Source organism: Micromonospora noduli (assembly GCF_003264365.1).
GTDB classification, from domain to species: Bacteria; Actinomycetota; Actinomycetes; order Mycobacteriales; family Micromonosporaceae; genus Micromonospora; species Micromonospora noduli.
The window spans coordinates 32679-57730 of the sequence record NZ_PYAK01000010.1 but is presented as its reverse complement, the minus strand read 5'-3'; the positions used below and the strand labels follow the sequence as shown (position 1 = coordinate 57730).

Below are 25052 nucleotides of genomic sequence, written 5' to 3'. Positions count from 1 at the left end.
CAGTGTGGGTCCGGTAAGCAAGCCATCAGCAGGTGAGGCCTTTGGGCAGGTGGATGCGTGCGGCGGGGATGCCGAGTGCGCACAGCCGTGGCCGCGCGTCGGCCAGCATCGCGGGTGGGCCGCAGAGGTAGATGTCCTGGCCGGGCCGGTGGTGTTCGAGGGCGATGGTCAGGGCGTCGCCCTGCTCGGCCGGCTCCGCGCAGGGGTCGTCGGAGAGGGCCGGCACGATGGTCAGCCAGTCGTGGGCGCATTGCAGCTTGTCGAGGGCGATCGAGTCGTACAGGTCGGTGAAGGTGCGCGCGCCGACGATCAGCGTCACCCGCCGACCGTTCGGTACGGCGGCGACCTGCTCGACCAGGGCGCGCAGCGGCGCCAGGCCGGTGCCACCGGCGACGAGCAGCAGATCGTTCGCGCTCGCCGGGTCGAGGCTCAGCCCGGTGTCGCCGGGTGGGCCGAGCCAGAGCAGCTCGCCGGGGCGTACCTCATCGACCAGGCGGTGGGAGACGGTGCCGGCGGGTACGGCGCGGACGTGCAACTCAACGGTGCCGTCCGCACGTGGGGCGTTGGCCGGTGAGAGCCAGCGCCAGTGCCCTGGCAGGCGCGGCGTGCAGACCGGCACGGCCTGACCTGGCTGGAAGGGCAGTCGTCGCCACTGACGTACCGTCAGGATGGCGATGTCGGGCGACGGCCGATCGTGGCCGATCACCTCGACGTGCCACCAGGCCCGGCCGTCACTGGCCTGCGCGGCGGCGCGGTGGATAGCGTGCGTGGCGCGGTACAGGGCGCGCTCGGCGGCGACAGTGAGCCGCGGCGTCCACAGTGGGCGCGCATGGCGGGCCACGGTGGCGAGCAGCGCGTCGCCGATTGTGGTGGCGTGCGGGAGCAGGTCGAAGTGACGGTACGCGTGGCCGAGCACCCGGAGCAGCGCCGCCCGGTTCGCCGGGTCGTTGCCGCCGACCAGGAGGCGGCCCAGCGCTGTGAAGAACAGCGGCGCGTCGCGGTGTGGGAGCAGCCCGGGTCTTCGGTCTTCGACTGTGCACCAGAAGTCGGCGGCGGCCCGCATGTCGACCGACTCCCAGACGGCGGCCAGGCCCACGCGAGCCGGGTGGTCGTCGTTAACGGTGGGCATGCAGGCTCCAAGTTGTTGATTCATGGGCTGGCACCGGGGCGGGCGAGAGGAGCTGCGCCGTTGAGGGCCGGCGCAACTCCGGGACAAGGCACCCGCCCCGGGCCATGCGTCGACTGTCGCGGCTGACCAGGCACAACGGCATGTCACGGCGATCATGGGCGGCATGCGTGATCGGTATGCGCTCGACGCCGCGATGGTCGAATCGGGCAGACTGCGGGCATGACGGAACGCCCGGTGCTGTATCTGGTCGTCTGCGCCGCGGGTCCGGCGGAACACATCGACGAGCTGGTCGACCTCCTGATCGCCGACGGGTGGCAGGTGTGCATGATCGTCAGCCCGACCGCCGCGACCTGGCTCGACCGGGCCGCGCTGCAAGACAAGACCGGCTATCTCGTACGCGTGGAGTGGCGGATGCCCGGCGACCCGGAGCCGCACCCGCCGGCTGATGTGGTGGTGGCCGCGCCGGTCACCTTCAACACGGTGACGAAGTGGGCGCTGGGCATCAACGACACGCTGGCGCTCGGCGTCCTCAACGAGTCGCTGGGGGCGAGGCTGCCAATCATCGCGTTTCCGCACACCAAGGCGGAGTTGGCCGCCCATCCCGCGTACGCAGGTCACCTGGCGGTGCTGCGCGCTGCCGGCGTGGTCATGGCGGACGGGAAGCCGCTGGAGTCGGTGAACGGGCCGGGGCGCTGGAGCGTGGTCGTCGAGGCGCTGCGGGCGGTACGCCCGGGCTGAGGAGAGCTGCCGTCCGTTCCCCTGTCCGGCGGTCCTTTGACGATATGCGTCGCGCGTATACCAGCGCTCCACGCAGCGTGTTCAATGGATACGCTCGATGAGGCGAGATGGACGGAGCCGCCGGTGACCCATGCGAACTGCCCTCGGTGCGGCGGACGGCTGGCCCGGGACAACGACAGCGGACGGTGTACGCCGTGCCAGGCCGCCGAGCGGGACCGGCTGAGCTCGCCGCCGAAGGTCCCGGCAGGCTTCTGGGAGCACGAGCCGGTACGACTCGCGCTGATGGAGCGGCATCTCGGGCGGGTGATCCGGGCGTACCGGTGCCATCCGTACCACGGGCGGGTCGCCTTGCCGCAGTCAGTGGTGGCGGGGTGGCTGGGGATCACGCAGGCGCAACTCAGTCGGGTGGAAAACGGACCACCGCTGGTGCATCTGGACCGGCTGGCGCACTGGGCACAGCTTCTGCGGGTACCCGCAGAACACCTTTGGTTCCGCCTTCCTGGTCAGCCTTGCTGGACCGATACGAGCCTCATCCCAGACGGCACCGACCGCGCATATGGCGAGGATCTGCCAACCGAGCAAGGCGGACGGGCCGCCGTGGCGGTTAGCGTGGAGGAGGCATCAAGCCAAGGGGGTGGCGCTACGGACCGTCGACGATTCAACGTACTGGCTGCGCTCACGGGACTCGCTGCGAGTGGTCACACGTACCTACTCGCGGGGCCCGCCGAGGTGCCCAGGACAATCGGCATGGAGCAGGTGCAGCTCGCCAGCTCCCTGGTCGATGACCTCCGGCGGGCAGACGCGGTAGCAGGCGCAGACCTGCTCTGCGACGTCGCCATCCAAGTGCACACCAGGCTGTCGGCTTGGGCGGCGCGGGCCAGCTACAGCAGAGAGGTCGGCGACGCGCTCCAAAGCGCCCTGGCCGATCTCTCCATCGAGGCGGCCTGGCTGGCCATCGACGCCGAACGCCGGTCTGCGGCGAGGCCGTACCTCAATGAGGCAATCACTCGTGCCCGAATCGCGGATGACCCACGAGTGGAAGTTCGTGCCCTCACGCATCTGTCCCTACTGATCCGCGAGAGCCAACCTGGCGAGTCGTTGCACTGCGCCGAAGCCGCTCTACGGGTGTCCGCTGGTTGGGCAACACCTCGGCTCACCACCTTGCTGCACCTGCGCAGGGCGCACGCCTACGCCGTCCTCAGGGATGCCAGTGGCTTCAGCCGCGAGATGACCAAGGCGCGCCGGGAGTTGGACCGGGGCACTCACGAGGATGACCAGGGTTTCGTCCACTTCGTGAACCACCAAGAGTTGATCGGGATCGAAGGACTCTCTTATCTGGCCCTCGACAGACCCGAGCGCGCTGTTCAGTCGTTACGCGCGATCACCGACAACCCATCACCTGGCCATCGACGGAACCAGGTCTACTACGCGGTGCGGCTCTCAGAGGCGGCATACCGACAGGGCGACGTCAACGAGGCGGCACGTATCGCTCTGGATGTCCTGCCTGCCGTGGGCCAGATCAGCTCGAAACGAGTGAGCCAGCATCTCGCGCAGGTGCGCGGAAGTCTGGCGACGCCACGGCAGGCGACCACGACGACCCGCCAGTTCGTCGACGCCTACGACCAGGCGGTGAGCCTGTGATCGAGGGCCTGCAACTTCGTCATCACAGCGCCGACGAGGCTATGGAAATCCTCGATCAGCTCGTGGGCCTCTACCTGGAGGTCTACGCGGGTGGCGGCGAGTTCTACAGCGAGGACCGCTACCGGCGTCAGCTTGGCCTACATATGCAGCGAGTTGGATGGGAATTGATTACCGCATCGGTCGATGGGGCCCTGGTCGGCTACATCTATGGCTTTCCGCTACCTTCGCAAACGCGGTGGTGGGAGGGCATCCATGAGCCTGTCCCGCCCGGGTTCACCGAGGAGGACGGGAAACGCACCTTCGCGATCAGCGAGCTGCTGGTACACCGCGCCTGGCGACGTAAGGGCATTGCGGCGGCGCTGCACGACGAGCTGGTCGCAGGCCGGGCTGAACCGCGATCCACGCTCTTGGTCCGTCCGGACAATGCTGCCGCCCAGATGGCGTACCGCTCCTGGGGCTGGAGCAAGGTCACCAAGCTGCGCCCCCACTGGGAAACCGCACCAACCTTCGATGTCATGGTCCGCACCGCCCCGATTTGCCCTCGTCCTTTTGGCTAGCCGCGGAGCCGCCGGGTTTGACGCTCGATGCGAGCCGAGGAGCATCGACGATAGATGCACAGACCCATCCGCCCTGATTAGCATCCTGGCCGCGCGAACGTCGAGAGCCAGAGCACCATCGGCTGGTTAAGGCATCGGTTCCATCAGGCTTGGACACCGATATATTCATCTCCCGATGATCCGACGCGCGGAATTCCTCGCCTAGTCAGGGCAACGCCTCAGCGCCACGACCGATTAGATTGCGTGGATGACGGATCTTGAGCGGGGTGTTTACGAGCACCTGATCACCCGTGAGCTGGCCACCCGCCTCCAGCACGTTGACCCCGCCCTGATCCAACACCACAAACTCGACCCCGCCGACGCCCACCAAACCCTCGCCCGCCACATCGCCACCCTGGCCGCCCGAGCCCTTCAGTCCGTCCCCAACGGCGACGACAAGCTCCACCACCAGATCGCAATGGCGAACCAGATCGCCGAAGCCATCGCCACCCTGAGCCCCAAGGCAGCGACCCAACAGGACCAGGTGACCGACGCCAAACACCTGCTCCACGCCATCGCCGCCCCACCAATCCCACCCGCGGAGGCCACCTTCCCGCAGCGCCCCACCACTCCCCTCTCCACAGGCGCGCTACTGGTCAACGGCCGCCACCAGCCCCGCATCGGCCACGAGGTCAACCACGAGATGGCGTCGGCCGAGAGCGTCGACCTGCTCTGCGCGTTCATCAAGTGGTACGGCCTGCGCATCGTCGAGCCAGCGATCCGCGAGCTGATCGCCCGAGGCGGCAAGGTCCGCGTCATCACCACCACCTACCTCGGCGCGACCGATCAGCGAGCGCTAGACCGGCTCGCCGAGCTGGGCGCCGAGATCAAGGTGTCGTACGAAACGAGGACCACCCGCCTGCACGCCAAGGCGTGGCTGTTCCGCCGCCGCAACGGCACCACCACCGCGTACGTCGGCTCGTCGAACCTGTCGAAGACCGCACTGGTGGATGGCGTGGAGTGGAACGTCCGCATCTCGAACATGGAGCAGCCGCACGTCATCGACACGTTCACGGCGACGTTCGAGGACTACTGGAACGATCCGGCGTTCGAGACCTACGACGCGGCCCGGGACGCCGAACGGCTACGGCACGCGTTGAGCGGGGAACGCCGCGACGAAGCACCGACCGCGATCTCGAATCTGGACGTACGCCCGTACCCCTATCAGGCGGAGATCCTGGCCGACCTGGACGCCGAGCGGTTGGTGCACGGGCGCTGGCGCAACCTGGTCGTGATGGCGACAGGCACCGGCAAGACGGTGGTGGCCGCCCTCGACTACCGCCGACTGCACAAGGCGGGCCGTGCAGACTCGCTGCTCTTCGTCGCTCACCAGGAGCAGATCCTGCGGCAGAGCCTGTCGACGTTCCGGCAGGTGATGGGCGACGGCAGCTTCGGCGAGACGCTGGTCGCGGGCGAGAAACCGAACGGCTGGAAGCACGTTTTCGCCTCCATCCAGTCGCTGCACCGCCGGGAGGTCGACCCCGAGGCGTACGACATGGTGATCGTGGACGAGTTCCACCACGCGGAAGCGCCGACGTACACGCGGCTGTTGGAGCGGCTGCGTCCCCGCGTACTCCTGGGCCTCACCGCGACCCCCGACCGGGCCGACGGCGGCGACGTTCGCCGGTGGTTCGACGGGCGCGCGGCCGTTGAGCTGCACCTGTGGGACGCGTTGGAGCGGCAGTTGCTGGCGCCGTTCCAGTATTTCGGGCTGCACGACGACGTTGACCTGTCGCACGTCACCTGGAAGCGCGGCCAGGGTTACGACCCGACGCAGTTAAGCACCATTTACACCGGCAACGATGCTCGGGCGCGGACGGTCTTGCGGGCGGTCCGCGACAAGGTGGACGTCGGGCGGATGCGCGCGCTCGGATTCTGCGTGAGCATCGGGCACGCCGAGTTCATGGCCGCCTGGTTCAGAAAGCACGGTGTCGAGGCGGCGGCGGTGACCTCAAAGGCCGGCACCGATCGGGCGGGGCTGTTGCGGGACTTCAAGGCCGGCAAGCTGCGGGTGCTCTTCACCGTGGACCTCTTCAACGAGGGCGTCGACCTGCCAATGGTCGACACGATCCTGATGCTGCGGCCCACCGAGAGCGCCACGATCTTCCTACAACAGCTCGGCCGTGGCCTACGCCTCGACGACGACAAGCCCTGCCTCACGGTGCTCGACTTCATCGGCGGGCAGCACGCCAACTTCCGCTTCGACCTGCGGTGGCGCGCCCTGACCGGGGTGAGCCGGCGGGCGATCACCGAGGCGGTCCGCGACGACTTCCCGAACCTGCCCAGCGGCTGTCACGTCGAGCTGGACCGGGTAGCGAAGGAAGTCGTGCTCGCCAACCTGCGATCGGCCCTGCCTACCTCGAAGGCCGGCCTCGTTTCTGAGCTGCGCCAACTCGGCGACGTCAGCTTGGCAACGTTCCTCCGCGAAACCGGCCTGGAGATCGAGGACGTGTACCGATCGGCCAGCTTCGGCGGCTGGGCCGGGCTGCGCCGGCTCGCCGGCATCGAGACGTCCGCGCCCGGACCCGACGACCGGGAGTTGGGCCGGGCCATCGGTCGCATGCTGCACACCGACGACATCGACCGGCTAGAGCTACTCACGAGGGTCGCTGCCGGACCGCCCGCGCCAGGTCAGCAGGTGTACGCGGGCAACAGCCGACTGCTGGACATGCTGCACTTCAGCCTCTGGGGACCGAACGCCCCCCTCGCGACGCGGGACGAACGGCTGACGCGACTGTGGAAAGAGCCGGCTCGCTGCGCCGAGTTGCGGCAAGTCGCCGAGGTGCTGCGGGATCGCATCCACCGGGTCACGCCGACCGCGGCTCCGGGAGTGGTGCCGCTGCGGGTGCACGCCCGGTACAGCCGCAACGAGGCTTGCGCCGCCTTCGGGATGACCAACCCGGGGTCGCTGCGCGAGGGGGTGAAATGGCTGCCGGACGCCCAGGCCGACCTCTTCTTCGTCACCCTGGTCAAGTCAGAGGCCCACTACTCCCCCACCACCATGTACGCCGACCGCGCCATCACCGACACCCTGTTCCAGTGGGAGTCGCAGAGCACCACCTCTGCGGCGTCGGCGACCGGGCAGCGCTACACGTCGGGCGGCTCGACGGTGCACCTCTTCGTGCGGGAGACCCGCATCGCCGACCGCGACCTGGGCGCGCCGCCGTACCTCTACGCCGGCACGATGACGTACGAGTCGCACACCGGTGACCGACCCATGCGCGTCCTGTGGCAACTCCACCACGCCCTACCCGCCGACGTGTACGCCACCGCCCGAACGATCGCCGCATAATGCCTTCGCGGACCTCGACCGTCTCGCAGCTCACGAGGCAGGGCCGAAACTTCCCTGGCTCAATCGAGCTCGGACAGGAAGGCACCGACCGTAGCGGCGAACTGTGCTTGAGCATCGTGATGCACGACGTGACCTGCTGGCAGCTCGACGAGCCGAGCCTGGCCGGGGCGACGGGCGATCATCTCGCGGGCGTGATCGGCCGCCAGTTCGTCACTGCGTGTTCCGCGGATCAGAAGGGTGGGGCAGGTCAGCGCTACCCAGTCCGTCCAGTGGTCACCGTTGAGCGCCTTCTGGGACGCCACCGTGTCATTGATGTCGAACGAGAAGCCCCAGCCGTCCTTCCATTGACGGAAGGAGCACTCCAGATAGGGCGCCGCCCCGCCCAGGGCCGAGGTCAGCGCATCACGGGATGGCGCGCGGCGAGGAAGGCTGGTGGTGAACGACCAGTCGCAGTCCACGACCGCGCCGATGTCCTCGACGATCAGCGCGGTGACCCGATCGGCGTGCCGGCTGGCGTACTGGTAGGCGTTCACCCCGCCCAGTGAGTGACCCAGCACCACGGCAGGGCCGACCTTCAGATGATGGTGGAGCGCGGCGACGTCGGCAACGTAATCGTCCCGCTCATAGCTTTCGGCACGGTCGGACTCTCCATGCCCACGCTGGTCGAGCGCGATCACCCGCCATTGCGGTGCCAACGCCTCAGCCAGCGGCGCGAAAGCCGACGCTTCGTTGTAGTGCCCGTGTAGAGCCAGGAGGGGAGAACCCGAACCGCCAAAGTCCAGATACGAGAGCCTCCGGCCCTCAACCGTGAAGAACTCCCGCATGACCTGGAATCCTAGATCAACGACCGTTGGCTTCCGTGACGCGAATACGTCTGGCGTTGATCGCGATAGGCCGGCGGAGGCGGTCAGGCCGCGTCCGCGTTCGAGGCGAACCTGACGTCCAGCCTTCGGTCCAGGGCCCGGGCTAGCCGCTCCAGAACCGGCAGGGTCGGCACTGTCCCGCCTGCCTCGAAGCGGGCCACCGCGGACTGAGTCATCCCCGCAGCGCGCGCCAACTGGCTCTGACTCCAACCGTGCCCTTCGCGCAGGTGGCGCACCTCTTGACCAAGCTCGAAGGCGATCCGAGTGGCCTCGTAGGTCTCGGCTGCCCCTGGCTCCGCCATCCGGCGCTCACGCAGGTCGTTCCAGTCCAGGCGATCACTCATCGCTCTGCCCCCTCGTTCACGATGTGCCGCTCCGCCACACACCGCTCAAATGCGCGGCGGGCCCGCTCGACTTCCCGGTCCTCCCGCATTCGCGTCTTGCGAAAGACCGTGAGCAGGATGATCCTCCGGTCGGAGGCTATCCAGTACGTCACGCGAACCGCGTCGCGCTCCAGATAAAACCGCAGCTCACGCAACTTGCCGTCGAGCTGTCTGCTGTGAGGCTCTCCGAGCAACACACCTCGGCCAGCCAATAGATCGATGTAAAACGCCGCTCGGGCGAAGTCGGCAGTTGGCAGTTCCTCCAGCCAGTCTCGGACCTCTGGTTCCAGCTCCACGCTACCCCAACCCATAGCACCGATGCTATGGGTTGGATCGTTCCCCCCGAACTTTCATCGAACGCGTGTCGGCGATGACTTCGGCGATGCTCTTGCCGCGCCTAGAGCTGCAACAACGTCGGGGCCGCCTGCCACGCCCCCGACCGACTGCGGGTTAGGTTGAAGGGATGGAGCAGCGGATCAGTCTGATCACCCTGGGAGTCACGGACGTAGCGCGCGCGAAGGCGTTCTACGAGCAGCTCGGCTGGCAGGGCCAGGAGGTCGAGGAGACGGTCTTCTTCCAGGCCGGCGGCTTGGCACTAGTCCTCTGGGGCCGCGACAAGCTCGCCGACGACGCCGGCATCGAAGGGCCGGGCACCGGCGCGATGACCCTGGCCCAAAACGTCCGCTCCCGAGCCGAGGTCGACGAGGTCATCGCCACCGCGACCAAGGCCGGTGCCACGGTCACCAAGCCGGCCCGGGAAACCTTCTACGGCGGCTACGCCGGCTACTTCGCCGACCCGGACGGTCACCTCTGGGAGATCGCCTGGAACCCCGGCTTCACCCTCGCCGAGGACGGCACCATCACTGTCCCCGACTTCAGCGCCACGAACTGAGCCGAGCCGGGCAGGAGAGAGAAAACCCAGTTCAGGGCGCCGGAGACGGGCAGAGCAGCGGGTCCAGCAACGGCAGTTGAAGAGGATCCAGGCAGATCGCCAGCAGTCCCGGATCCGGCGAAGGCGTCGCCGTAACAGCCGGCGTCGGCGTTGGCGAGGCCGACACGACGGGCGGCGTCGGCAGGGTCGACGCGGGCGGGTCGGCAGTGGGGACCGGACCAGGCGTCGGCACCGAACTGGCCGACGGCGCGGGAGCGACGGACGGCGGAGCGGCCGGCGGCAGGGCCACCGCAACAGCGGCTTCCACTGTAGAGACAGCCGACGGACGTACAGCCGGGACATTCGGCGGGCTCCATACCGCACTGTCGGCCGAGCCGACCCGCGACCTGGGCACCACCGGCCCGACGGGACCGGTCGGAACGAGGGCCGCCCCGGCCCTCGGCACGTCCAGGGCGACGACCTCCGCCGAGGGCACCGGCGCGCGAGGACCCCACGCGCCAGGCCCCAGAGCGCCGGGGCCGAGCGTCACGAACACCACGGCAGCGACGGCGGCAGCGCCGAGCGCCCGCCGGTCGGGGCGTACCGCCGTCAGTGGTGCGTCGTCGGGGTCCACCAACAGAAGAGGCGCGGGCGGGGCGGCCCGGTGCGCGGCCAGCAGCGCGTCGACCTGCGCGATGACGGCGCCGCGATCGTCGGCAGCCGCGACTGTGAGATAGAAGCGGAAGTTCACCACGGCATTCGCCGGGACCAGCAGCCCCTGCAGTCGACAGCGGTCGGGCAGCAGGGTGACCGGCACGTCGGGGTGGTGGGCGGGGCCGACCATGTCCGCGTACCGCCACTCGCGCCGGTGCTCTCGGCCACCGAAGGCCACTCGCCGACTGGTCACGACGGCCATGCCGGTGTCGACGACACGCAGGCCCGCCGGCAGCGTCTGGGAAGAAGCGTCAGCGAAGGAACAGAAGCCGTCCGGCCTGGGCAGGCCGGGGATGTGCCGCGCCTCGGCCTCGACGAGCTGGGCGACGGGGAGGACGCGGAAGACGAGTTCGTCGTCGTCGAGCTCCACCGGCAGGCCGGAGCGTGGCTGCGTACACCCGAGGAAGCTGGCGGCTTCGATGCGGAGCCGGGCCAGGTGGTCGTCGCGGTGCCGCCAGGCGTCGGTGGCGTCGCGGTACGCGCGCTGCCGGCGCTCGTTCTCGCGCTCGGCCCAGGCGATCCGCCAGGGGGCGCAGGACACAGAGGTCACGGTCACACGCGGTACAACCGCTCACGTACGTGACAGGCAACGCGACCGGGATCGATGCATCCCGTTGCGCCCGAAAGGAGAGTATTGACGGACACCAGAGTCGGTGCGGCGAAGCTAGCCTGCCCAGGACCCCTGAGGCCGAGGAGCTTCCCGATGCTTGATGACATGCCCGTGCTGCGCGACGCGGTACGCGGCTATCGCCTCGCGGCGACGGCCGCCGGCCTCGACTGGCCCGACCAGGACGAGTCGCCGACCGGGCAGGCGCCGGACGTGGTCCACCGGATCTTCGGCGTGGATCACATCGCGGAGCAACTGACCTGGTTGCAGTCGCAGCGCTGGCCCGAGCGGCGGTTGCTGCCCAACGGCGGGTGGCTGATGTCCTGGCCGGAAGGCCCGGACGTGCTGGACTATCTGTGGCTGGCGGTCGGCACGCCGTTCCCCTGGCGGCAGCAACTGCCACTGTTCCATTTCGAGTACGCCATCTTCACCTTCGTCCTGGCGGGCGAGCACGAGGGTGAGATCTGGCGCTATGAGATCTCGCCCGACGCGTGGGACTCGGTGCGTGCCGCCACCAGCCTGGCCACGCTCTTCGACCAGTGGACCCGGGGCATCGAGGCCGGTCTGATCGTCTACGAGGGCGAGTACAACAAGTGGCTCCAGATCCAGGACCTGGAGCCTGCCCCAGGTCTCGACCCGCTGGCTTTCCCGGTGGCCCCGGTGGAGGAAACCCTGCTGCGGGCGCGGCAGCGCGAGTGCGGGGTCAACATGGCCATTGTCGAGGACGGCTTCCCGTACAACGAGGAACTGTCCGACGCCATCGACGCCGCCAAGGCGTCGCTCGGCAGCGCGTAGCCCGGCGCCGGCGGCCGCTCAGGGAAATCAGAGCAGCCGCCGGGCAGGACAGCAAAGGCGAACTACAGCAACTACGGGCGCAGCGAGGTGAAGAACTGCCTCATCTCACTGGCCAGCAGACCCGGCTCCTCCAGCGGCATGAAGTGCCCGCCCCGGCCCGGCTCGCTCCAGTGCCGGATGTCGGTGCAGGCCCGCTCGGCGATCTCCCGGGGGAAGTTGGCCATCGAGGGTTCGGTGCTCACAGTGAACGCGGCCGGCACGGTGATGTCGGGTCGTGGCGTGTTGTGGTCGAAGTCGGCGTACTGCCGAAACGACGAGCCGATCGTGCCGGTCGCCCAGTAGAGCGTGATGATGGTGAGCAGGGTGTCGGTGTCGATGCTGCTCGCCAGGTCCCCGTGGTTGTCGCTCCAGTCGCGGTACTTGTCGACGAGCCAGGCGGCCAGCCCGGCGGGCGAGTCGGCGAGCGCCGCCGCCAGGGTGTCCGGGCGGGTGCCCATGATGGCGCTGTAGCCGCCGTCGGTCTCGTCGTACGCGGCTTCGGCGTCCAGGTACGCCTGCTCGGCCGCCGACAGTGGTCGGGCGTCGAAGCTGGCCGGGAACGGTGGATGGATCATGTGGATGCCGGCTACCTGCTCCGGATAGAGGGCACCCAGCCAGCCGGTGACCACTCCCCCGACGTCGCCGCCGAAGGCGCCGTACCGCTCGTAGCCGAGCACGTCGGTCATCAGCTCGTGCAGGGTCCGGGCCAGCAACGCCCGGGTGACCGGCTCGTCCGGGACCTCCGAGAAGCCGAAGCCGGGCAGCGAGGGCACCACCACGTCGAAACCGCCGCCGGCGGGGCTGGTCAGCCGGTCGACCAGCGGCAGCATCTCGACGAAGCTGCTGGGCCAGCCGTGGCTGAGGATCAACGGCAACGGCGCGGGTGTGCCCGCCGGGCGCGTGGCCCGGACGTGCAGGAAGTGCAGCTTCCGGCCGCCGACGACGGCCAGGTGCTGGGGGTACGCGTTGAGTTCCGCCTCACGGGCTCGCCAGTCGTATCCGTCGTGCCAGTAGGACACCAGGTCCCGCAGGTAGTCGGGGTCGACGCCGCCCTGCCACGGCTGGTTGCCGCTGCGGTCGGTGAATCGGGTACGGGCCAGTCGGGCCCGTAGGTCGTCGAGGACCGCATCGGGAACGTCGATGCGGAAGGAAGATAAAGACATTGGTCCTCCGATAAGGAGGGCGCTCCCCGACGCGAGAGGTCAGCTGCGGGGGACGGCCGAGAGGAGCGCCCAGGAATGACGATGGGTGGTCACCGGGCTCACCTCCTCTCGTGGCTGACGAAGATCACTCTAGCCGAGTGGGTCGGGGAGCCGGCCCCGGGTCGGAAACCGCGACCGGGTCCGCGGCGGGTACGCCTCGCAGTGCTCGGCCCAGTGCTGGGCGGCGGTGGCGAGGGCGTCCGCGGAGACGGTGAGGATCAGCGGGTAGATCGCTGTGGACGGGCGGCGCATCCACGGTGGCAGTGACTCCGCGGAGAACTCCACGATCAGCTCCAGCCGGCGGCGGCGCAGCACCCGGCTGCGCAGGGCCAGGTTGGGTTCGGTGAAGCGGACCATCGCCGGTGGCGCGCTCAGCCCGAGTGCGGCGGTGGCCTGCCCGTGCAGCCAGCCGCCGAGCGCGCGGGCCTCCTCCACCATGAGGCTCGGGTAGTGGTGCGACCAGGTCTGGCCGTCGGCGGTGCGGGCGTCCACCTCGATGAGCAGCCAGTCGTGCCAGCCGGGCGTGGCCCCGTCGAGGTCGTCGGGCGGGTCGATGCCGGGCTGGTAGCCGACGGGGCGTACCCGCACCCGAGCGCCATCGTCAGACCGGATCTCCACTCGATCATTCTGGCCGAGCGAAGCGGACTTCAGGGCCCGAATCGGTCACTTCGTGATGGTCCGCCGCACGCCTCGGTGCTCGGCGCAGGCGTTGGACCGGCCGCCGGCCAGGCTCACCGAACCGTCGCGGCACTGCACGAGGTAACCGCGTCCGGCCCAGAACTGCGGTACGCAGTCGAACCAGTCGCACACCTCGGCGGCCGGCTTACGGATCCGCGTGCCGCCACAGAAGCCGTACCCCAGTGGGTTCTCCGGTGCCCCACAGCGCGGGCCCTGGGTCGCGCTGGGTGACGGGCGTGGCGACTTTGTCGGCTTGGGCGGCGGGTTCTTCAGCGCGAGCGCCGGGCCGGCCGGGCGGACCAGCGCGGGTGCCACGCTGGCGGTGGGCGCCGGGGTGGCGGCGACGGCGACCTCCGCGCCACCGGTCGGGTCGGACGGGTCCGACTCGATCAGCGCCGCCGGCACCAGCAGCGCGATGGCCGCCACCACCGCGATGGTCCTGCGGCCACCGGGCACGAACGACGACAGCCGGGCCTGCCCGGGGGTGGCCGCGGCCGGCCGGAACGGCTTGAGCTGGGCGTGCTCGGCGATCAGCTCGTCGAGTTGGGCGATCACCGCGGCGCGCTGTTCGATCGCGTCGGCGAAGGCCAGGGTGAGCTTGAACCGGAAGTCCGCCGCGGCGGCGGTGGGCAGCAACAACCCGGAGGTACGCCGCCGGTCCAGCACCTGGATCACTGTGACCGGTGCCGCCGGGTCGTGGGCCAGGCCGGTTATCCGGCCGTACGCCCAGTCGCGCCGGCCCCGCCCGCCGAGCAGCACGAGTCGACGGCTGGTGATCACGGCCATGCCGGCGTCGGTGACGCGTACGCCGTCCGGGCGGCGCGGGCGCAGTGGCCCGGTTCCCGGGGCGACAGTGAGGTCCGGTGCGGGCAGCACTGTGGTGTGCCGCACCTCGACCAGTTGCGCAGCGGGTAGTGCCCAGAGCACCACCTCGTCGGCGGCCAACTCCAACGCCAGCCCGGCGCCGGCTGCCGCCGAGCCCTGGAAGTCGGCGGCCAGGGCGCGCAGCCGCCGTAACTCGTCGTCGCGTCGCCGCCACGCCGACTCAGCGCCGCGGTACGTGCTGACCCGCCGCACGTTCTGCCGGTGCGCCCACCGGTACCGCCATGTGGAACCCGTCGAATCAGTCTTCGCCACGCCGACTCCTTCGCCGCGCTGGCCACCAATCTGGGGTGTCACGAGGTTTAACAGGTCCGGCGCGGCGCCCGGACACGCCGAAACGGGCGAACTACCCGATCGGCGGAGCAACCAGCACGATAGGGGGATACTGGTGTCGACGTTCATGTTCTCCGAGGGGGTGGCGGTCGTGCCGGCAGTCACGCTGCCCGGGGTCGTGATCGGGGTCGACATCGGCACCACCAGCACGAAGGCCGTCGCGTACGACACCGACGGGCGGCAGCTCGGCAGTCACCTGGTCGGCTACCCGCTGAACAACCCGCAACCCGGCTACGCCGAGCAGGACCCGCAGCTCATCCTCGAAGCGGTGCTCAAGTCGATCAGCATCGTCGTGGCCGAGCTGGTCCAGCCGGTGTCGGGGCTGTCGTTCGGCTCCGCCATGCACAGCCTGATCGGGTTGGACAGTGACGGCAATCCGCTCACCCCGTCGGTGACCTGGGCCGACTCGCGGTCCACCCGGCAGGCCGAGCGGTTGCGGGCGGTGCCGTCGGGGCTGGCCCTGCACCGACGTACCGGCACGCCGATGCATCCGATGTCGCCGCTGCCCAAGCTGCTCTGGTTCGCCGAGCAGGAGCCGAAACTCTTCGAGCGGGTGGCGCACTGGGTGGGCATCAAGGAATGGGTGCTGCTGCGGCTCTGCGGCACGCTGGTCACCGACCACTCGATCGCCTCGGCCACCGGCCTGCTCGACATCCACAAGCTGGAGTGGGACCGCGAGGCGTTGACCATCGCCGGCATCACCCCGGAACAGCTCCCGCAGCTCGTCGTCACCACCGCCGTGCTGCCCAGCCTGACCCCGCAGGCCGCCGCACAGACCGGCCTGCCGGAGCGCACCCCGGTGGTGGTCGGCGCGGGCGACGGACCGCTGGCGAACCTGGGCCTGGGCGCGGTGCACCCCGGCATGGTGGCCTGCTCGATCGGCACCAGCGGCGCGATGCGGGTGATGGTCGAGCGCCCCGGCGTGGACCCGCTCGGCGGGGTGTTCTGCTACGCGCTGACCGAGCATCGCTGGGCGGTCGGTGGCGCGATCAACAACGGCGGCATCGTGCTCAAGTGGGCCGGCGCGGCGCTCGCCCCGGACCTGGGCGAGCACTCCGAGGAGGACCTGGTCGCCCTGGCGGCCCGCGCGCCGGTCGGTTCCGGCGGGCTCATCATGCTGCCCTACCTGCACAGCGAACGGGCACCACACTGGAGCGCCCTGCCGCGCGGCGCGTACGTGGGGTTGACCCACGCACACCGCCGCGAGCATCTGGTGCGGGCGGCGTTGGAGGGCGTCTGCCAACAGCTCGCGCTGGTGCTCAGCTCGGTGCGCGCGGCGGGCAACGAGGTCCGGGAGGTCCGGGCCGGTGGCGGCTTCGCCCGCAGCGGCCTGTGGCGGCAGATGCTGGCCGATGCCCTCGGCCTGCCGGTGAGCTTCCCGGCCGCGCACGAGGGGTCGAGCTTCGGGGCGGCGCTGCTCGGCATGGAGGCGCTCGGGTTGATCCCCAGCATCGACGTCGCCGCCGACCTGGTGCGCATCGAGGAGACGGTCCGCCCGGACCCGGCCGCCGCCGCCACCTACGCGGCGCTGCTGCCGCTCTTCGCCGAGCTGTACGAGGCCCTCACGCCCACCTTCGCCTCGATCCGTCGGATGGCACCCGGCCTGCCCACCGGCCCGGAACCACAGGCGTGAGCGGTGCCGGCTCGCGGCGGGTCAGGGCGCTTCGACGCCGGCGATCAGGTAGCGCTGCACGTCGGCGTCGAGGATGGCCACTTCCTGCGCGTCGTCCGGCCCGGAGCCACGGAACGCGGCCAACTGCTCCGGTGACTCCCAGCGTTCGTAGACGTGGATCCGGCCGGGCTCCAACGGGTCGGCCGCCAGCAGGAAGTCGAGGCAGCCGGCGGTGGCGCGCGCCCGCGCGATGACCTGTTCGCAGTCGGACAGGTACGCCTCACGGGTGGCCGGTTCGACCTGCAGACTGCCGGCGATGATCAGCAAAGGGTCCTCCGGGGTGAGTGGCTGGGAAGCCTGATACCTGTGGGTCATATTTATACCTGTGGGTCATGACGCTCGCCGGGACATTGCCGCCCGGACGGGTGACGCCGGTCCCGTCGGTCTCACCAGCCTCCGGCGCTTCATATCGTGCAAACGTGAGAAAAAGCGACAAGAGGCGCTCATCTTCCCTGCTGGGGAACTCTGCCCGCGTACCACTGAAGGTGCTGACGACGGCGGTCGCGCTCGCGGTGCTCGCGACGACCGGGCCGGCCACCGCGGACGGCCCGGGCCGCGCGCCCGTCGCGGACCCGGCGCAGACGACCGAGCCGGGGTACGGGGTTGAGCCCGGCGACGGTCAGAGCCACGAGCCCGGGGTCGACCCGACGCCGGAGCGCCCGCCGACCAGCGAGGTGTCCTGGCTGTCTTTTCCCGGCGGGGTGTTCGCTGTGGACTCGCTCGGGCGCACAGTGCGCTACCGCGCCTGCGACGGCGACACCGGTCGGGTCGCCGACCCGACCATGCGGGTCGCCACCGGGGTGGCCAGCGGCGCGGTCGTCGTCGGAGGCACCGCCTACCGCTACCGGGTGCCGCTGGTCGGGCGCAGCGAGGGCACGCTGGAGGTGATCCAACGGCACCGCCCGCCGACGACGCTGACCGGCGTGGTGGTCACCAGCCCGCAGCCGCCCACCGACCCGGTCGCCGGGGCCCGGCTGTTCCCGCTCAGCGGGCAGCTCGCCCGGGTGGTCGCCGACGCGAGCCTCAACCCGGCCGGGGTCACCGTCCGCGACCTGTCCGGCCGCTACGGCGACCAGCAGATCGCCGTCAACGGATCGCTGCGCCCCAAGGCGGCCAGCGTCATCAAGCTGTGGATCCTCGTCGAGCTGCTGCGCCGGGTCGACTGTGGACAGGTCTTCCTCGACGACGGGGTGCTGGTCACTCCGGAGGACGTGGTCGGCGGCACCGGCCAACTGCAGTTCGAGACGTTCCCGCAGGTGGTCACAGTGCGCCGGCTCGCCCAGTACCTGATCAAGTACAGCGACAACGTGGCCGCGAACGTGCTGATCACCTACCTGGGTGGGTTCGCCCCGGTCAACGCGCTGATCGACTCGATGAACCAACGGTCCACCATCCTGGCCCGCCGGATGCTCGACAGCGCGGCGGCGCAACGCGGCGAGGAGAACTACACCAGCCCGGACGACGTGGTGTCACTGCTCGGCGCGGTCTGGGACGGCGAGATCCTCACCCCCGCCTCCCGCGACCTGATGATCGGGTTCATGCGGGAGCAGACCCTGAACACGAAGATTCCGGCGGCGTTGCCACAGGGTGTGCCGGTGGCCCACAAGACCGGTGACCTGCCGGACGCCTCACACGACGTCGGCTACTACCTGATCCCGGGCACCGAGACCGCCGTCGCGTTCCTCACCGCCGGCCCCATGGCCACCGGCGACGAGACGGTCCGGCGGATGGCCCGCACCGTCTACGACTTCCTGGTCCCCCCGGTCGAGGGAGCGGTCGAGGAGTGAGCCGACCTCAGGCGCCGGGGATGTTCGCCGGCGGGTCCTCGCCCACCAGGTCGGCCGCCGGCGGGTCCGCCGACACCGGCAGCCCGAAATCCGAGTACGTCAGGTCGAGCTGGGCGGTCTGCGACTGCTCGCTGGCCAACTCGATGCGGTAGCGGACCAGCCGACCCTGCTCGTCCACTGCCGCGGTGAAGGGCACCGCCGCGGCCCGGTCGCCGAGCACGCTGCCGATGCCGCTGCCCAGCACCGCGCCGCTCTGGCGCAGGTCCAGCGTGCCCGCGTACTCCCGCTCGGCGGTCAGCCGGGCCCCCGTCGGCGCGCCCAACGTGCTGGCCAGGCGGGTGTTGTCCAGGCCCTGCTTGGCCGGCGGGGCACCCGGGGCGCCGACGTGCCACCAGGTCTTACCGTCCCAGACCGGGACGCGGCGGTCCGGGGCGGTGACCCGCACGTACACGTCCGGGCCGGTGGTCAACCGCTCGATCTTCACCACACCGGAGGGCACCTTCAGCGAGGTGGTCTCCAGACCACGCTTCGCCTTCGGGTCCCAGAGCAGCACCGTGGCGTCGCCGTCCGCGCCGCCGGTGCCAACTGTCAGCTTGTACGGCTGCTCGTCGGCCTTCGCGGCGGCGGCCTTCAGCACACCGACCGGGTCGGCACTCGCCGACGCCGCCGGACGACCCGCGTCCGGTTCGTCGTCGCCGGCGGCGACCAGCGCCCACGCCCCGCCACCGACCCCCACCACGAGCACGGCGACAGCGGCGATCAGCTTCGGTTTCTGCACTGTCATCTCCCCCGGGCGGTGCGGTCCGGCCAGACTAGCCGGACCGCACCGTGTCACGCCCGGCTGATCGCGTTGGCGTGGATCGCCTCGTGCAGGTAGGCGGCCAGCCCCACGGCGATGTTCTCGTAGTACGCGGTGAACCGCTCGTCGGCCAGGTACATGTCGGCCAACCCGGTCTGCATCTCGTACGAGCACTCGTAGAACCAGCGGCTGATGAGCTGCCGGTGCTCCTCGGCCAGCTCCATCACCTCCGGGCTGTCCGCCGACGCGCCCGAGGCCATCAGCGCGACGATCCGCCGCCCCCAGTCCTCGTTCTCCGCCTTGATCCGCAGCCAGTCGTCCTTGCCGTAGCGGGAGGCCCGCCGGTTCGACTCCCGGTACGCGTCGGTGTCACCCCACCGCTGCTCCGCCTCGGCCTCATGCTCTTCCGGACTGAAGTCGCCGAAGACCTCGAACCGCTCCTCCGGCGTGAGTTGGATGTTCATCTTGCTCGCCTCCATCGCGAACTCGATCGCCGTGACCATCTCCTGCAACCGCTTGAGCCGTACCGTCAGCAGTTCGTGCTGCCGGCGCAGGTGCGCGGCCGGATCGGCCGCCGGGTCGTCGATGATCGCGGTGATCTCCTCAAGCGGGAAACCAAGCTCCCGGTAGTACAGGACGAGCTGCAGCCGTTGCAGGTCCGCGTCGTCGTAGCGGCGGTAACCGGCCGAGGTGCGCCCGCTGGGCGAGAGCAACCCGATCTCGTCGTAGTGGTGCAGCGTCCGCACCGTCACGCCGGCCACCTTCGCGACCTGACCCACCGTGTACGCCATGGTCCCCCTCCCTTCCGGGAACCAGGCTCCTGCCTGCCGTTACGTGAGAGTCAACTCCGATTCTGGCCCACCATGGCGGGGGCGTCCGGCCGCCCGTACAGATAGCCCTGGCCTCGTGGGCAGCCGATCGCGGTGACCGCCTCGTGCTGACGCTCGGTCTCCACCCCCTCGGCGACGACCGCCAGGTCGAACGCGCCGGCCAGGCGGGTGACCATCTCCACCGTGGCGTACGCCCGCTCGTCGGTGCCCAGTCGGGCCACGAACGACCTGTCGATCTTCAGCTCGGTGGCCGGGATGCGGTGCAGGTAGCTCAGCGACGAGTAGCCGGTGCCGAAGTCGTCGATGGCGATCCGGATGCCCAGCTCCCGGAGTTGGTGCAGCCGCTCCAGCACCGCCTCGGTGCCCTCGATCAGCGCCGACTCGGTCAACTCCAGTGTCAACGCCCGTGGTGCCAACCCGGCGGCGCTGGTCGCCGCGGTGACAGTGGCGATCAGGTCCGGCCGACGCAGGTGCGCGGCGGCGATGTTCACCGCGACGGTCGCCTCCGGCGCACGCTCCCGCCAGGTCGCGGCGGCCCGGCACGCCTCGTGGATAACCCAGCGGTCGATCGGCAGGATCAGCCCGGTCTCCTCGGCCAGCGGCAGGAACTTCGCCGGTGGCAACATCCCCAGCCGGGGGTGCCGCCAGCGCACCAACGCCTCGGCGCTGCGTACCGCGCCGGTGGTCAGGTCGACGATGGGTTGGAACTCCAGGTGCAGCTGGTCCTCGTCGACCGCGCGGCGCAGGTCGGCGATCAACTCGGCGCGGGAGACGGCCGACTCGCGCAACGCCGCCGTGCACGTGCGGTACGCGGACTTCCCGGCCGCCTTCGCCGCGTACATGGCGATGTCGGCGTCACGCAGCAGGTCGCTGTGGGAGGCGTGCTGCGGGCCGTACTCGGCGATACCGATGCTCGCCGACGGGTGCACCCCGACGTCCTCCTCATCGTCGGAGGGCCGCAACGCGTCCAGCAGCCGCTCGGCGAGCCGTTCGGGTGACACCGGCCGGCCGCCGTCGACCAGCACGGCGAACTCGTCACCGCCGAGCCGGGCGATGGTGCCGTCGCCGTTCACGGCGGTGTGCATCCGGGCCGCGAGCCCGGTCAGCAAGGTGTCACCGGTGGCGTGTCCGAACCGGTCGTTGACCTGCTTGAACCCGTCCAGGTCGAGCAGCAGCACGGCCACCGGCCGTCCGTCGCGCAGGGCCAGGCGCAGCCGCCGGTTGAACAACAGGCGGTTGGGCAGCCCGGTGAGCTGGTCGCCGTACGCGAGCAGGCGCAGCCGGGCCACCAGCCGAAGGTTCTCGTTGGCCGCCAGCCCCTGCCGGACGGCGAGGGCGGCCAGCAACACCATCATGGTCACGAACACCAGCTGCGGGGTCTGCCCGGTGGGCCGACGGGCCAGCACCACCGCGATGATCGCCCCACCCACCGGCAGGTACGGCAGCGCCACCCGCCACCAGGGCGGCAGCGGCGACTCGGCGGTGTCGTCGGTGCCGTCGCAATCCGGTGGCGGCGGGTTCCGGGTGGCCAGGCCGATCAGCAGGTAGCTCAACGGCCAGCACAGGTCGATCGGGTGACCGGCGGTGTAGTCGGCGCGGGCGACCAGCGACACGTAGACGACGTCGGCGACGACCCGCAGGGTGAGGCTCGCCGCCAGGACGGTCATCGGCCGCCACATCGGCCGGGCCGGCCCGGAGACCGCGACCAGGATGGTGAGCTGCATCAGGTCGAACATCGGGAAGAGCAGCCCCAGCGTGCGCGCCGGGTCGGCCAGCTCGGCGGCGGCGACCCCACGGAAGACCAGCACCCAGCCGATCGGCACCAGGGCCAGGGCGACGATCACCCCGTCCAGCAACGTACGGGCGCGCCCGACAGCGGTCCTCGGTGCGGACGGCGAGCTGAGCAGCGCGGCAGTGCCGGTGAGGATGCCGGCGGTGAAGACCACCCCGACCACCGGCGTGTGCGGCAGGTCATCGCCGACGAGCCGCTGCACCGTCCAGATCGCCCGGCCGATCGCGGCGAGCCCCATGGTGAGGGCGAGCAGCGTCCAGAACCGGCGCAGCGGCGCCGGATGTCGACGGGCCACCCCGACGCACGCGAGCGTCGCCCAACCGGCGACCAGCATCGCGCCGATGTCGCTGACCAGCGCGGCACCGGGCAACGCGGCGACCAGCCAACCCGCCTCCAGCAGGATGACCGCAGCCGCGACGAACGCGCCGGCGGGGTTGAGCGTCCCCGCAGCCTGCTTTCCGTCCTGTCGGGACACGGTCGCTCCGGCTCTTTCGTCGTGCGTGCACCCTCGGCGGCGCCGGTCCACGGCAAACCCCGAAAGCCTAACCAGCGCTCAGAAACGCCGCCAGAGCCGAACGTGCACCCGCGCTGCGGCTTGCGCCTCTGGTCAGCGGCCCGCGGATCGGTTCCAGGGTGAACGGGGCAGTGCGGTGCCGGCCAACGGACGGCGTGCGCGGCGGCGTCTGCGCCGGCCAGGGGTGCAGGGCGGGCGGGCAACGGTGTGCACGGCCACGTCGGCCGAGGGCGTCGGTCGGCCGATCAGCCAGCAGAGGAAGCGTTCCATCGTCGGATCAGCCGACCGGGAGGCGCTCGGCGTCGGACTTGGAGATCTCGTACTCCGCCCCGCAGAACGTGCACTGCTGCGCGTACCGGGTGCGGATCGGTATGAGCGGAATGAAGAAGAGTGTGAATTTCGTCGAGCGGCGGGTGATCACCTGCGCGGCTTGGTTGCCGCAGTGGCGGCAGACCTGCTGCACGACACCGGACCGGTCGACCTTGGTACGCAGACCAAAGATGAAGAACATCGCCCGGCAGTACCCACTCAACCGCGAAAAGTCACCAGATCCCGCCATCGGATCAGGACAACCAACGGCCAGTGTTGGAGGTATAGCTATTGGTATACTCTGCTCGTGAGCCGGGAAGAGTGGGATGTCTTCGTCGTCGACGAGGTTCGCGCCTGGATCGACAGCCTGGACGAGCCGACGTTCGCCCGCGTGGTCCAGGCCATCGACGCCCTCTCCGAAGCTGGCCCCGGGCTGGGACGACCCCTGGTCGACACGATCAGCGGGTCGTCGATAGCCAACCTGAAGGAGTTGCGTCCCGGCACTGTCCGCATCCTCTTCGTATTCGACCCTTGGCGCGCGAGCATTCTGCTGGTTGCCGGCGACAAGTCAGGCCAATGGACGAGCTGGTATCGACAGGCCATCCCGCTCGCCGAGCAGCGGTACGAGATTTACTTGAAGGAACGTGCACAGCAGGAGGGGGGACAGCGGTGAGTGGTCACGTGCGGTGGGCGGACATCCGAGCGGATTACGTGCAGCGTGCCGGCGGCGAGGCGGCTGTCGAGGCGGGCAAGGAAGAGCTGCTCGCGCAGGTCGTCGGGCACCGCCTTGCCGAGGTGCGACGCTCTCGCGGCTTCACCCAGCAGCAGATCGCTGAGCGGATGGGCGTGACCAAGGGCCGGGTGTCCCAGATCGAGCAGGGCAGGATCTCCGGTCAGGATGTGGTGGCACGGTACGCGGCCGCCCTGGGTGGCCGGCTCCATCAGGCAATCTATTTCGACGATGGTGACATCGCCGCCATCGCGTGAGGCCGCGCCAGCACAAGATCGTGCTCGATCCAGGATGTAGTGGCCTCCTGGGTGAACGAGGCCACTAGATCCCTGATCGAGCACGATCAAGGCGAGATGATCAGTTTCAGCTGGCCGGCGCGGGCTCCAGGCCGGGGATCTCCTCGGAGATCCAGATCGGCTGCCAGTTCGGCACCTCGTGGAAGCGACGCAGCTCGGACAGCCCGGCAACCGACCCGCTCCAGGCCCCGTACGGGGGGTTGGCCTCGTCGAAGCCGCTCTGTACGAAGGTCAGCGTGGTCCGGCCACCGGACTCGGCCAGCTCCCAGCTCGTCACACCGGTCGGACCCCAGTCGACCGACATCCGCCGGCCGGGCTCCAGGTCGACGACCTTGGCCGCGTAACCGGTCTCGAAGCCGCCCATGGCGTACCGGCCGCCGACCCAGGGCTCGATGCCGATCGGGTAGCCGAACCAGGCGCTGGCCTGCTCGGAGTCGGTCAGCGACTCCCACACCTTGTCGGCGGGGGCGGCGATGACCAGCTCACCGCGCATGTCGGCGGAGGTGAAGTCGGTGCGCGGCAGCAGTGGCTTGCCCTCCAGGTGGGCGGCCAGGTTGGCGATGGACAGCGCCCAGAACGTCTGGAGCACGCCCCGGATGGTGGAGCCGCTCATCGCCTCGGCGAAGTCGAAGTGGCTCTGGATCAGCGTCAGCACGGTGCTGTCGGTGCCCTCGGCGGTCAACTGGAACTCGGTGGTGGTCTCCACGCCGTCGAGCAGCCAGCCGAAGCGCAGCGTGTCGTCGTCGGCGTGCAGCAGCCGCTGGTGCGGGGCGTCGCCCTCGGGCGTGTAGCGACCCCAGAACTCGTACCGCTGGGGCAGCTCGACCTCGGCGTGCTCGGCCAGCCAGAGACGCAGCTCGGCCGGGTCGGTCAGGGCCTGGCGGACGCGCCCGACGGGCGCGGCGAGACGGACCTGGACCTTCATCGGCTCACTCATTGTCGTTCCCTTTCGGATAGCAGGCGACGGCCAGCTTGAAGGCATCTCCTTCGCTGCCGCCGTAGCGGGTGAACAGGTCCTGAAGTGCGGTTTGCAGGTCGTGCAGGAACTGCTGGCGCTGCTCGGCCGGCACCCGGATCTCGCCGGAGACCCCGATTGAGGGCAGCTCGGGTGCCGCCCGGTCCAGGCCGGCGATGTCGGCCTGGACCTCCTCCATCAGGTCGAGCAGGTAGCCCAGGCTGAGCTCGTCGCGGGCCCGGCGCAGGCCGATCCGGCCGACGAGCCGCGGGGAGAGCCAGTAGGAGCGGGCGGCGGCCTGGTAGATGCCTTCGGTGATGCCGCGGACCTTGCGTTCGTTGACCAGCTCGACGAGGCCAGCCGCGACGAGCTGCTTGACGTGGTAGTAGACGCGCTGCGGCGTCTGGTCGAGTCGGGCCGCGACCTCGGTGCAGGTGCGAGGCTCGGCCAGTTGCCGCAGCACCTCGACGCGCTGCGGCTTGAGCAGGACTTCGGCCTGCTCGATCTGCTCCAGGTACAGGACATCTCTCATGGCAAAATCAGTTTGTACGTACAAAACTTCTTTGTCAATCGCTTCGCGAGAAGCCGCGCCGACTTTTTTCGAC

At 69.9% G+C, this 25052-nt stretch carries 25 protein-coding genes; 10 read left to right on the top strand and 15 right to left on the bottom strand.

Annotated features, from left to right (window positions below; all coding sequences use genetic code 11):
* Nucleotides 1–25: 25 nt before the first annotated feature.
* Nucleotides 26–1129, bottom strand: a complete 1104-nt coding sequence (locus GUI43_RS10665; RefSeq protein ID WP_249037712.1) for an FAD-binding oxidoreductase — start codon at nucleotides 1127–1129, stop codon at nucleotides 26–28.
* Nucleotides 1130–1348: 219 nt separating this feature from the next.
* Between GUI43_RS10665 and GUI43_RS10660 the strand changes: the two genes are divergently transcribed.
* From GUI43_RS10660 to GUI43_RS10645, 4 genes are all read left to right on the top strand, one after another.
* A complete protein-coding gene (locus GUI43_RS10660) occupies nucleotides 1349–1867 on the top strand; it encodes a flavoprotein (RefSeq protein WP_112698701.1) in 519 nt (172 codons plus the stop codon).
* Nucleotides 1868–1951: 84 nt separating this feature from the next.
* Nucleotides 1952–3508 carry a helix-turn-helix domain-containing protein gene (locus GUI43_RS35210; protein ID WP_502322460.1) on the top strand — a complete coding sequence of 519 codons (1557 nt, stop codon included), beginning with the start codon at nucleotides 1952–1954 and terminating at the stop codon, nucleotides 3506–3508.
* On the top strand, nucleotides 3505–4065 hold the full coding sequence (locus GUI43_RS10650; protein ID WP_112582317.1) for a GNAT family N-acetyltransferase: 561 nt from the start codon (nucleotides 3505–3507) through the stop codon (nucleotides 4063–4065). The genes GUI43_RS35210 and GUI43_RS10650 overlap by 4 nt, the downstream gene beginning before the upstream one ends.
* A gap of 247 nt (nucleotides 4066–4312) precedes the next feature.
* Nucleotides 4313–7396 carry a DEAD/DEAH box helicase gene (locus GUI43_RS10645; RefSeq protein ID WP_112698700.1) on the top strand — a complete coding sequence of 1028 codons (3084 nt, stop codon included), beginning with the start codon at nucleotides 4313–4315 and terminating at the stop codon, nucleotides 7394–7396.
* A gap of 59 nt (nucleotides 7397–7455) precedes the next feature.
* Here the strand turns inward: GUI43_RS10645 and GUI43_RS10640 are convergent, their stop codons facing one another.
* The 3 genes from GUI43_RS10640 to GUI43_RS10630 all read right to left on the bottom strand — a co-directional run bounded on the left by GUI43_RS10640 (nucleotide 7456) and on the right by GUI43_RS10630 (nucleotide 8938).
* Entirely contained in the window at nucleotides 7456–8220 is a 765-nt protein-coding gene (locus tag GUI43_RS10640) for an alpha/beta fold hydrolase (RefSeq protein ID WP_112698699.1), read from the bottom strand.
* 83 nt (nucleotides 8221–8303) lie between these two features.
* The gene (locus tag GUI43_RS10635) at nucleotides 8304–8603 is read right to left on the bottom strand and encodes a helix-turn-helix domain-containing protein (RefSeq protein ID WP_112582320.1); all 300 of its coding nucleotides are present in this window, start codon (nucleotides 8601–8603) and stop codon (nucleotides 8304–8306) included.
* Nucleotides 8600–8938 (bottom strand): type II toxin-antitoxin system RelE/ParE family toxin, encoded by a 339-nt coding sequence (locus tag GUI43_RS10630; RefSeq protein ID WP_205780040.1) that lies wholly within the window; start codon nucleotides 8936–8938, stop codon nucleotides 8600–8602. Before GUI43_RS10630 ends, GUI43_RS10635 begins: the two co-directional genes overlap by 4 nt.
* A gap of 167 nt (nucleotides 8939–9105) precedes the next feature.
* On the opposite strand from GUI43_RS10630, the gene GUI43_RS10625 reads away from it, so the two are divergent.
* Entirely contained in the window at nucleotides 9106–9534 is a 429-nt protein-coding gene (locus GUI43_RS10625) for a VOC family protein (protein WP_112698698.1), read from the top strand.
* 31 nt (nucleotides 9535–9565) lie between these two features.
* Here the strand turns inward: GUI43_RS10625 and GUI43_RS10620 are convergent, their stop codons facing one another.
* Nucleotides 9566–10777 carry a hypothetical protein gene (locus GUI43_RS10620; RefSeq protein ID WP_146765886.1) on the bottom strand — a complete coding sequence of 404 codons (1212 nt, stop codon included), beginning with the start codon at nucleotides 10775–10777 and terminating at the stop codon, nucleotides 9566–9568.
* A gap of 153 nt (nucleotides 10778–10930) precedes the next feature.
* Here GUI43_RS10620 and GUI43_RS10615 point away from each other — a divergent pair, with 153 nt between their 5' ends.
* Nucleotides 10931–11629: a hypothetical protein gene (locus tag GUI43_RS10615; RefSeq protein ID WP_112698696.1), complete on the top strand. Its 699-nt coding sequence runs from the start codon at nucleotides 10931–10933 to the stop codon at nucleotides 11627–11629.
* Nucleotides 11630–11700: 71 nt separating this feature from the next.
* Here the strand turns inward: GUI43_RS10615 and GUI43_RS10610 are convergent, their stop codons facing one another.
* The 3 genes from GUI43_RS10610 to GUI43_RS10600 all read right to left on the bottom strand — a co-directional run bounded on the left by GUI43_RS10610 (nucleotide 11701) and on the right by GUI43_RS10600 (nucleotide 14685).
* Entirely contained in the window at nucleotides 11701–12831 is a 1131-nt protein-coding gene (locus GUI43_RS10610; RefSeq protein ID WP_112698695.1) for an epoxide hydrolase family protein, read from the bottom strand.
* Nucleotides 12832–12960: 129 nt separating this feature from the next.
* Complete coding sequence (locus GUI43_RS10605; protein WP_112582327.1) at nucleotides 12961–13488, bottom strand: WapI family immunity protein; 528 nt, start codon at nucleotides 13486–13488, stop codon at nucleotides 12961–12963.
* 45 nt (nucleotides 13489–13533) lie between these two features.
* Nucleotides 13534–14685, bottom strand: coding sequence for a DUF3761 domain-containing protein (locus tag GUI43_RS10600; RefSeq protein ID WP_112698694.1), 1152 nt, complete (start codon nucleotides 14683–14685; stop codon nucleotides 13534–13536).
* Between the two features lie 133 nt (nucleotides 14686–14818).
* On the opposite strand from GUI43_RS10600, the gene GUI43_RS10595 reads away from it, so the two are divergent.
* Nucleotides 14819–16396, top strand: coding sequence for a gluconokinase (locus tag GUI43_RS10595; RefSeq protein WP_249037711.1), 1578 nt, complete (start codon nucleotides 14819–14821; stop codon nucleotides 16394–16396).
* A 21-nt stretch (nucleotides 16397–16417) separates the two neighbouring features.
* On the opposite strand, the gene GUI43_RS10590 is transcribed toward GUI43_RS10595, so the two are convergent.
* A complete protein-coding gene (locus tag GUI43_RS10590; protein ID WP_181518477.1) occupies nucleotides 16418–16750 on the bottom strand; it encodes a putative quinol monooxygenase in 333 nt (110 codons plus the stop codon).
* Between the two features lie 104 nt (nucleotides 16751–16854).
* On the opposite strand from GUI43_RS10590, the gene GUI43_RS10585 reads away from it, so the two are divergent.
* Nucleotides 16855–18222 carry a serine hydrolase gene (locus GUI43_RS10585; RefSeq protein WP_146765885.1) on the top strand — a complete coding sequence of 456 codons (1368 nt, stop codon included), beginning with the start codon at nucleotides 16855–16857 and terminating at the stop codon, nucleotides 18220–18222.
* A 7-nt stretch (nucleotides 18223–18229) separates the two neighbouring features.
* Here GUI43_RS10585 and GUI43_RS10580 read toward each other — a convergent pair whose 3' ends face one another.
* The 4 genes from GUI43_RS10580 to GUI43_RS10565 form a co-directional block, all read right to left on the bottom strand.
* Complete coding sequence (locus GUI43_RS10580) at nucleotides 18230–19000, bottom strand: hypothetical protein (protein WP_146765884.1); 771 nt, start codon at nucleotides 18998–19000, stop codon at nucleotides 18230–18232.
* Nucleotides 19001–19053: 53 nt separating this feature from the next.
* Nucleotides 19054–19812 (bottom strand): MerR family transcriptional regulator, encoded by a 759-nt coding sequence (locus GUI43_RS10575; protein ID WP_112698691.1) that lies wholly within the window; start codon nucleotides 19810–19812, stop codon nucleotides 19054–19056.
* A gap of 50 nt (nucleotides 19813–19862) precedes the next feature.
* Entirely contained in the window at nucleotides 19863–22118 is a 2256-nt protein-coding gene (locus GUI43_RS10570) for a putative bifunctional diguanylate cyclase/phosphodiesterase (protein ID WP_181518479.1), read from the bottom strand.
* Nucleotides 22119–22434: 316 nt separating this feature from the next.
* Nucleotides 22435–22668 carry a zinc-ribbon domain-containing protein gene (locus tag GUI43_RS10565; RefSeq protein ID WP_112582338.1) on the bottom strand — a complete coding sequence of 78 codons (234 nt, stop codon included), beginning with the start codon at nucleotides 22666–22668 and terminating at the stop codon, nucleotides 22435–22437.
* Nucleotides 22669–22773: 105 nt separating this feature from the next.
* Here GUI43_RS10565 and GUI43_RS10560 point away from each other — a divergent pair, with 105 nt between their 5' ends.
* Together GUI43_RS10560 and GUI43_RS10555 are read left to right on the top strand one after the other, a co-directional pair.
* Nucleotides 22774–23139 carry a type II toxin-antitoxin system RelE/ParE family toxin gene (locus GUI43_RS10560; protein ID WP_112582340.1) on the top strand — a complete coding sequence of 122 codons (366 nt, stop codon included), beginning with the start codon at nucleotides 22774–22776 and terminating at the stop codon, nucleotides 23137–23139.
* Nucleotides 23136–23453, top strand: a complete 318-nt coding sequence (locus GUI43_RS10555; RefSeq protein WP_112582342.1) for a helix-turn-helix domain-containing protein — start codon at nucleotides 23136–23138, stop codon at nucleotides 23451–23453. Before GUI43_RS10560 ends, GUI43_RS10555 begins: the two co-directional genes overlap by 4 nt.
* 106 nt (nucleotides 23454–23559) lie before the next feature.
* Here the strand turns inward: GUI43_RS10555 and GUI43_RS10550 are convergent, their stop codons facing one another.
* On the bottom strand, nucleotides 23560–24429 hold the full coding sequence (locus GUI43_RS10550; RefSeq protein ID WP_112698690.1) for an SRPBCC family protein: 870 nt from the start codon (nucleotides 24427–24429) through the stop codon (nucleotides 23560–23562).
* Nucleotides 24422–24979, bottom strand: a complete 558-nt coding sequence (locus GUI43_RS10545; protein ID WP_030490876.1) for a winged helix-turn-helix domain-containing protein — start codon at nucleotides 24977–24979, stop codon at nucleotides 24422–24424. The genes GUI43_RS10550 and GUI43_RS10545 overlap by 8 nt, the downstream gene beginning before the upstream one ends.
* Nucleotides 24980–25052: the final 73 nt, after the last annotated feature.

Bases quoted from the DNA above. Each gene is read 5' to 3' on its own strand.
- GUI43_RS10665 (WP_249037712.1), bottom strand. From the start codon at position 1,129: ATGCCCACCGTTAACGACGACCACCCGGCTCGCGTGGGCCTGGCCGCC.
- GUI43_RS10660 (WP_112698701.1), top strand. From the start codon at position 1,349: ATGACGGAACGCCCGGTGCTGTATCTGGTCGTCTGCGCCGCGGGTCCG.
- GUI43_RS35210 (WP_502322460.1), top strand. From the start codon at position 1,952: ATGGATACGCTCGATGAGGCGAGATGGACGGAGCCGCCGGTGACCCAT.
- GUI43_RS10645 (WP_112698700.1), top strand. From the start codon at position 4,313: ATGACGGATCTTGAGCGGGGTGTTTACGAGCACCTGATCACCCGTGAG.
- GUI43_RS10640 (WP_112698699.1), bottom strand. From the start codon at position 8,220: ATGCGGGAGTTCTTCACGGTTGAGGGCCGGAGGCTCTCGTATCTGGAC.
- GUI43_RS10635 (WP_112582320.1), bottom strand. From the start codon at position 8,603: ATGAGTGATCGCCTGGACTGGAACGACCTGCGTGAGCGCCGGATGGCG.
- GUI43_RS10625 (WP_112698698.1), top strand. From the start codon at position 9,106: ATGGAGCAGCGGATCAGTCTGATCACCCTGGGAGTCACGGACGTAGCG.
- GUI43_RS10615 (WP_112698696.1), top strand. From the start codon at position 10,931: ATGCTTGATGACATGCCCGTGCTGCGCGACGCGGTACGCGGCTATCGC.
- GUI43_RS10610 (WP_112698695.1), bottom strand. From the start codon at position 12,831: ATGTCTTTATCTTCCTTCCGCATCGACGTTCCCGATGCGGTCCTCGAC.
- GUI43_RS10590 (WP_181518477.1), bottom strand. From the start codon at position 16,750: ATGACCCACAGGTATCAGGCTTCCCAGCCACTCACCCCGGAGGACCCT.
- GUI43_RS10575 (WP_112698691.1), bottom strand. From the start codon at position 19,812: ATGGCGTACACGGTGGGTCAGGTCGCGAAGGTGGCCGGCGTGACGGTG.
- GUI43_RS10565 (WP_112582338.1), bottom strand. From the start codon at position 22,668: ATGTTCTTCATCTTTGGTCTGCGTACCAAGGTCGACCGGTCCGGTGTC.
- GUI43_RS10550 (WP_112698690.1), bottom strand. From the start codon at position 24,429: ATGAGTGAGCCGATGAAGGTCCAGGTCCGTCTCGCCGCGCCCGTCGGG.
- GUI43_RS10545 (WP_030490876.1), bottom strand. From the start codon at position 24,979: ATGAGAGATGTCCTGTACCTGGAGCAGATCGAGCAGGCCGAAGTCCTG.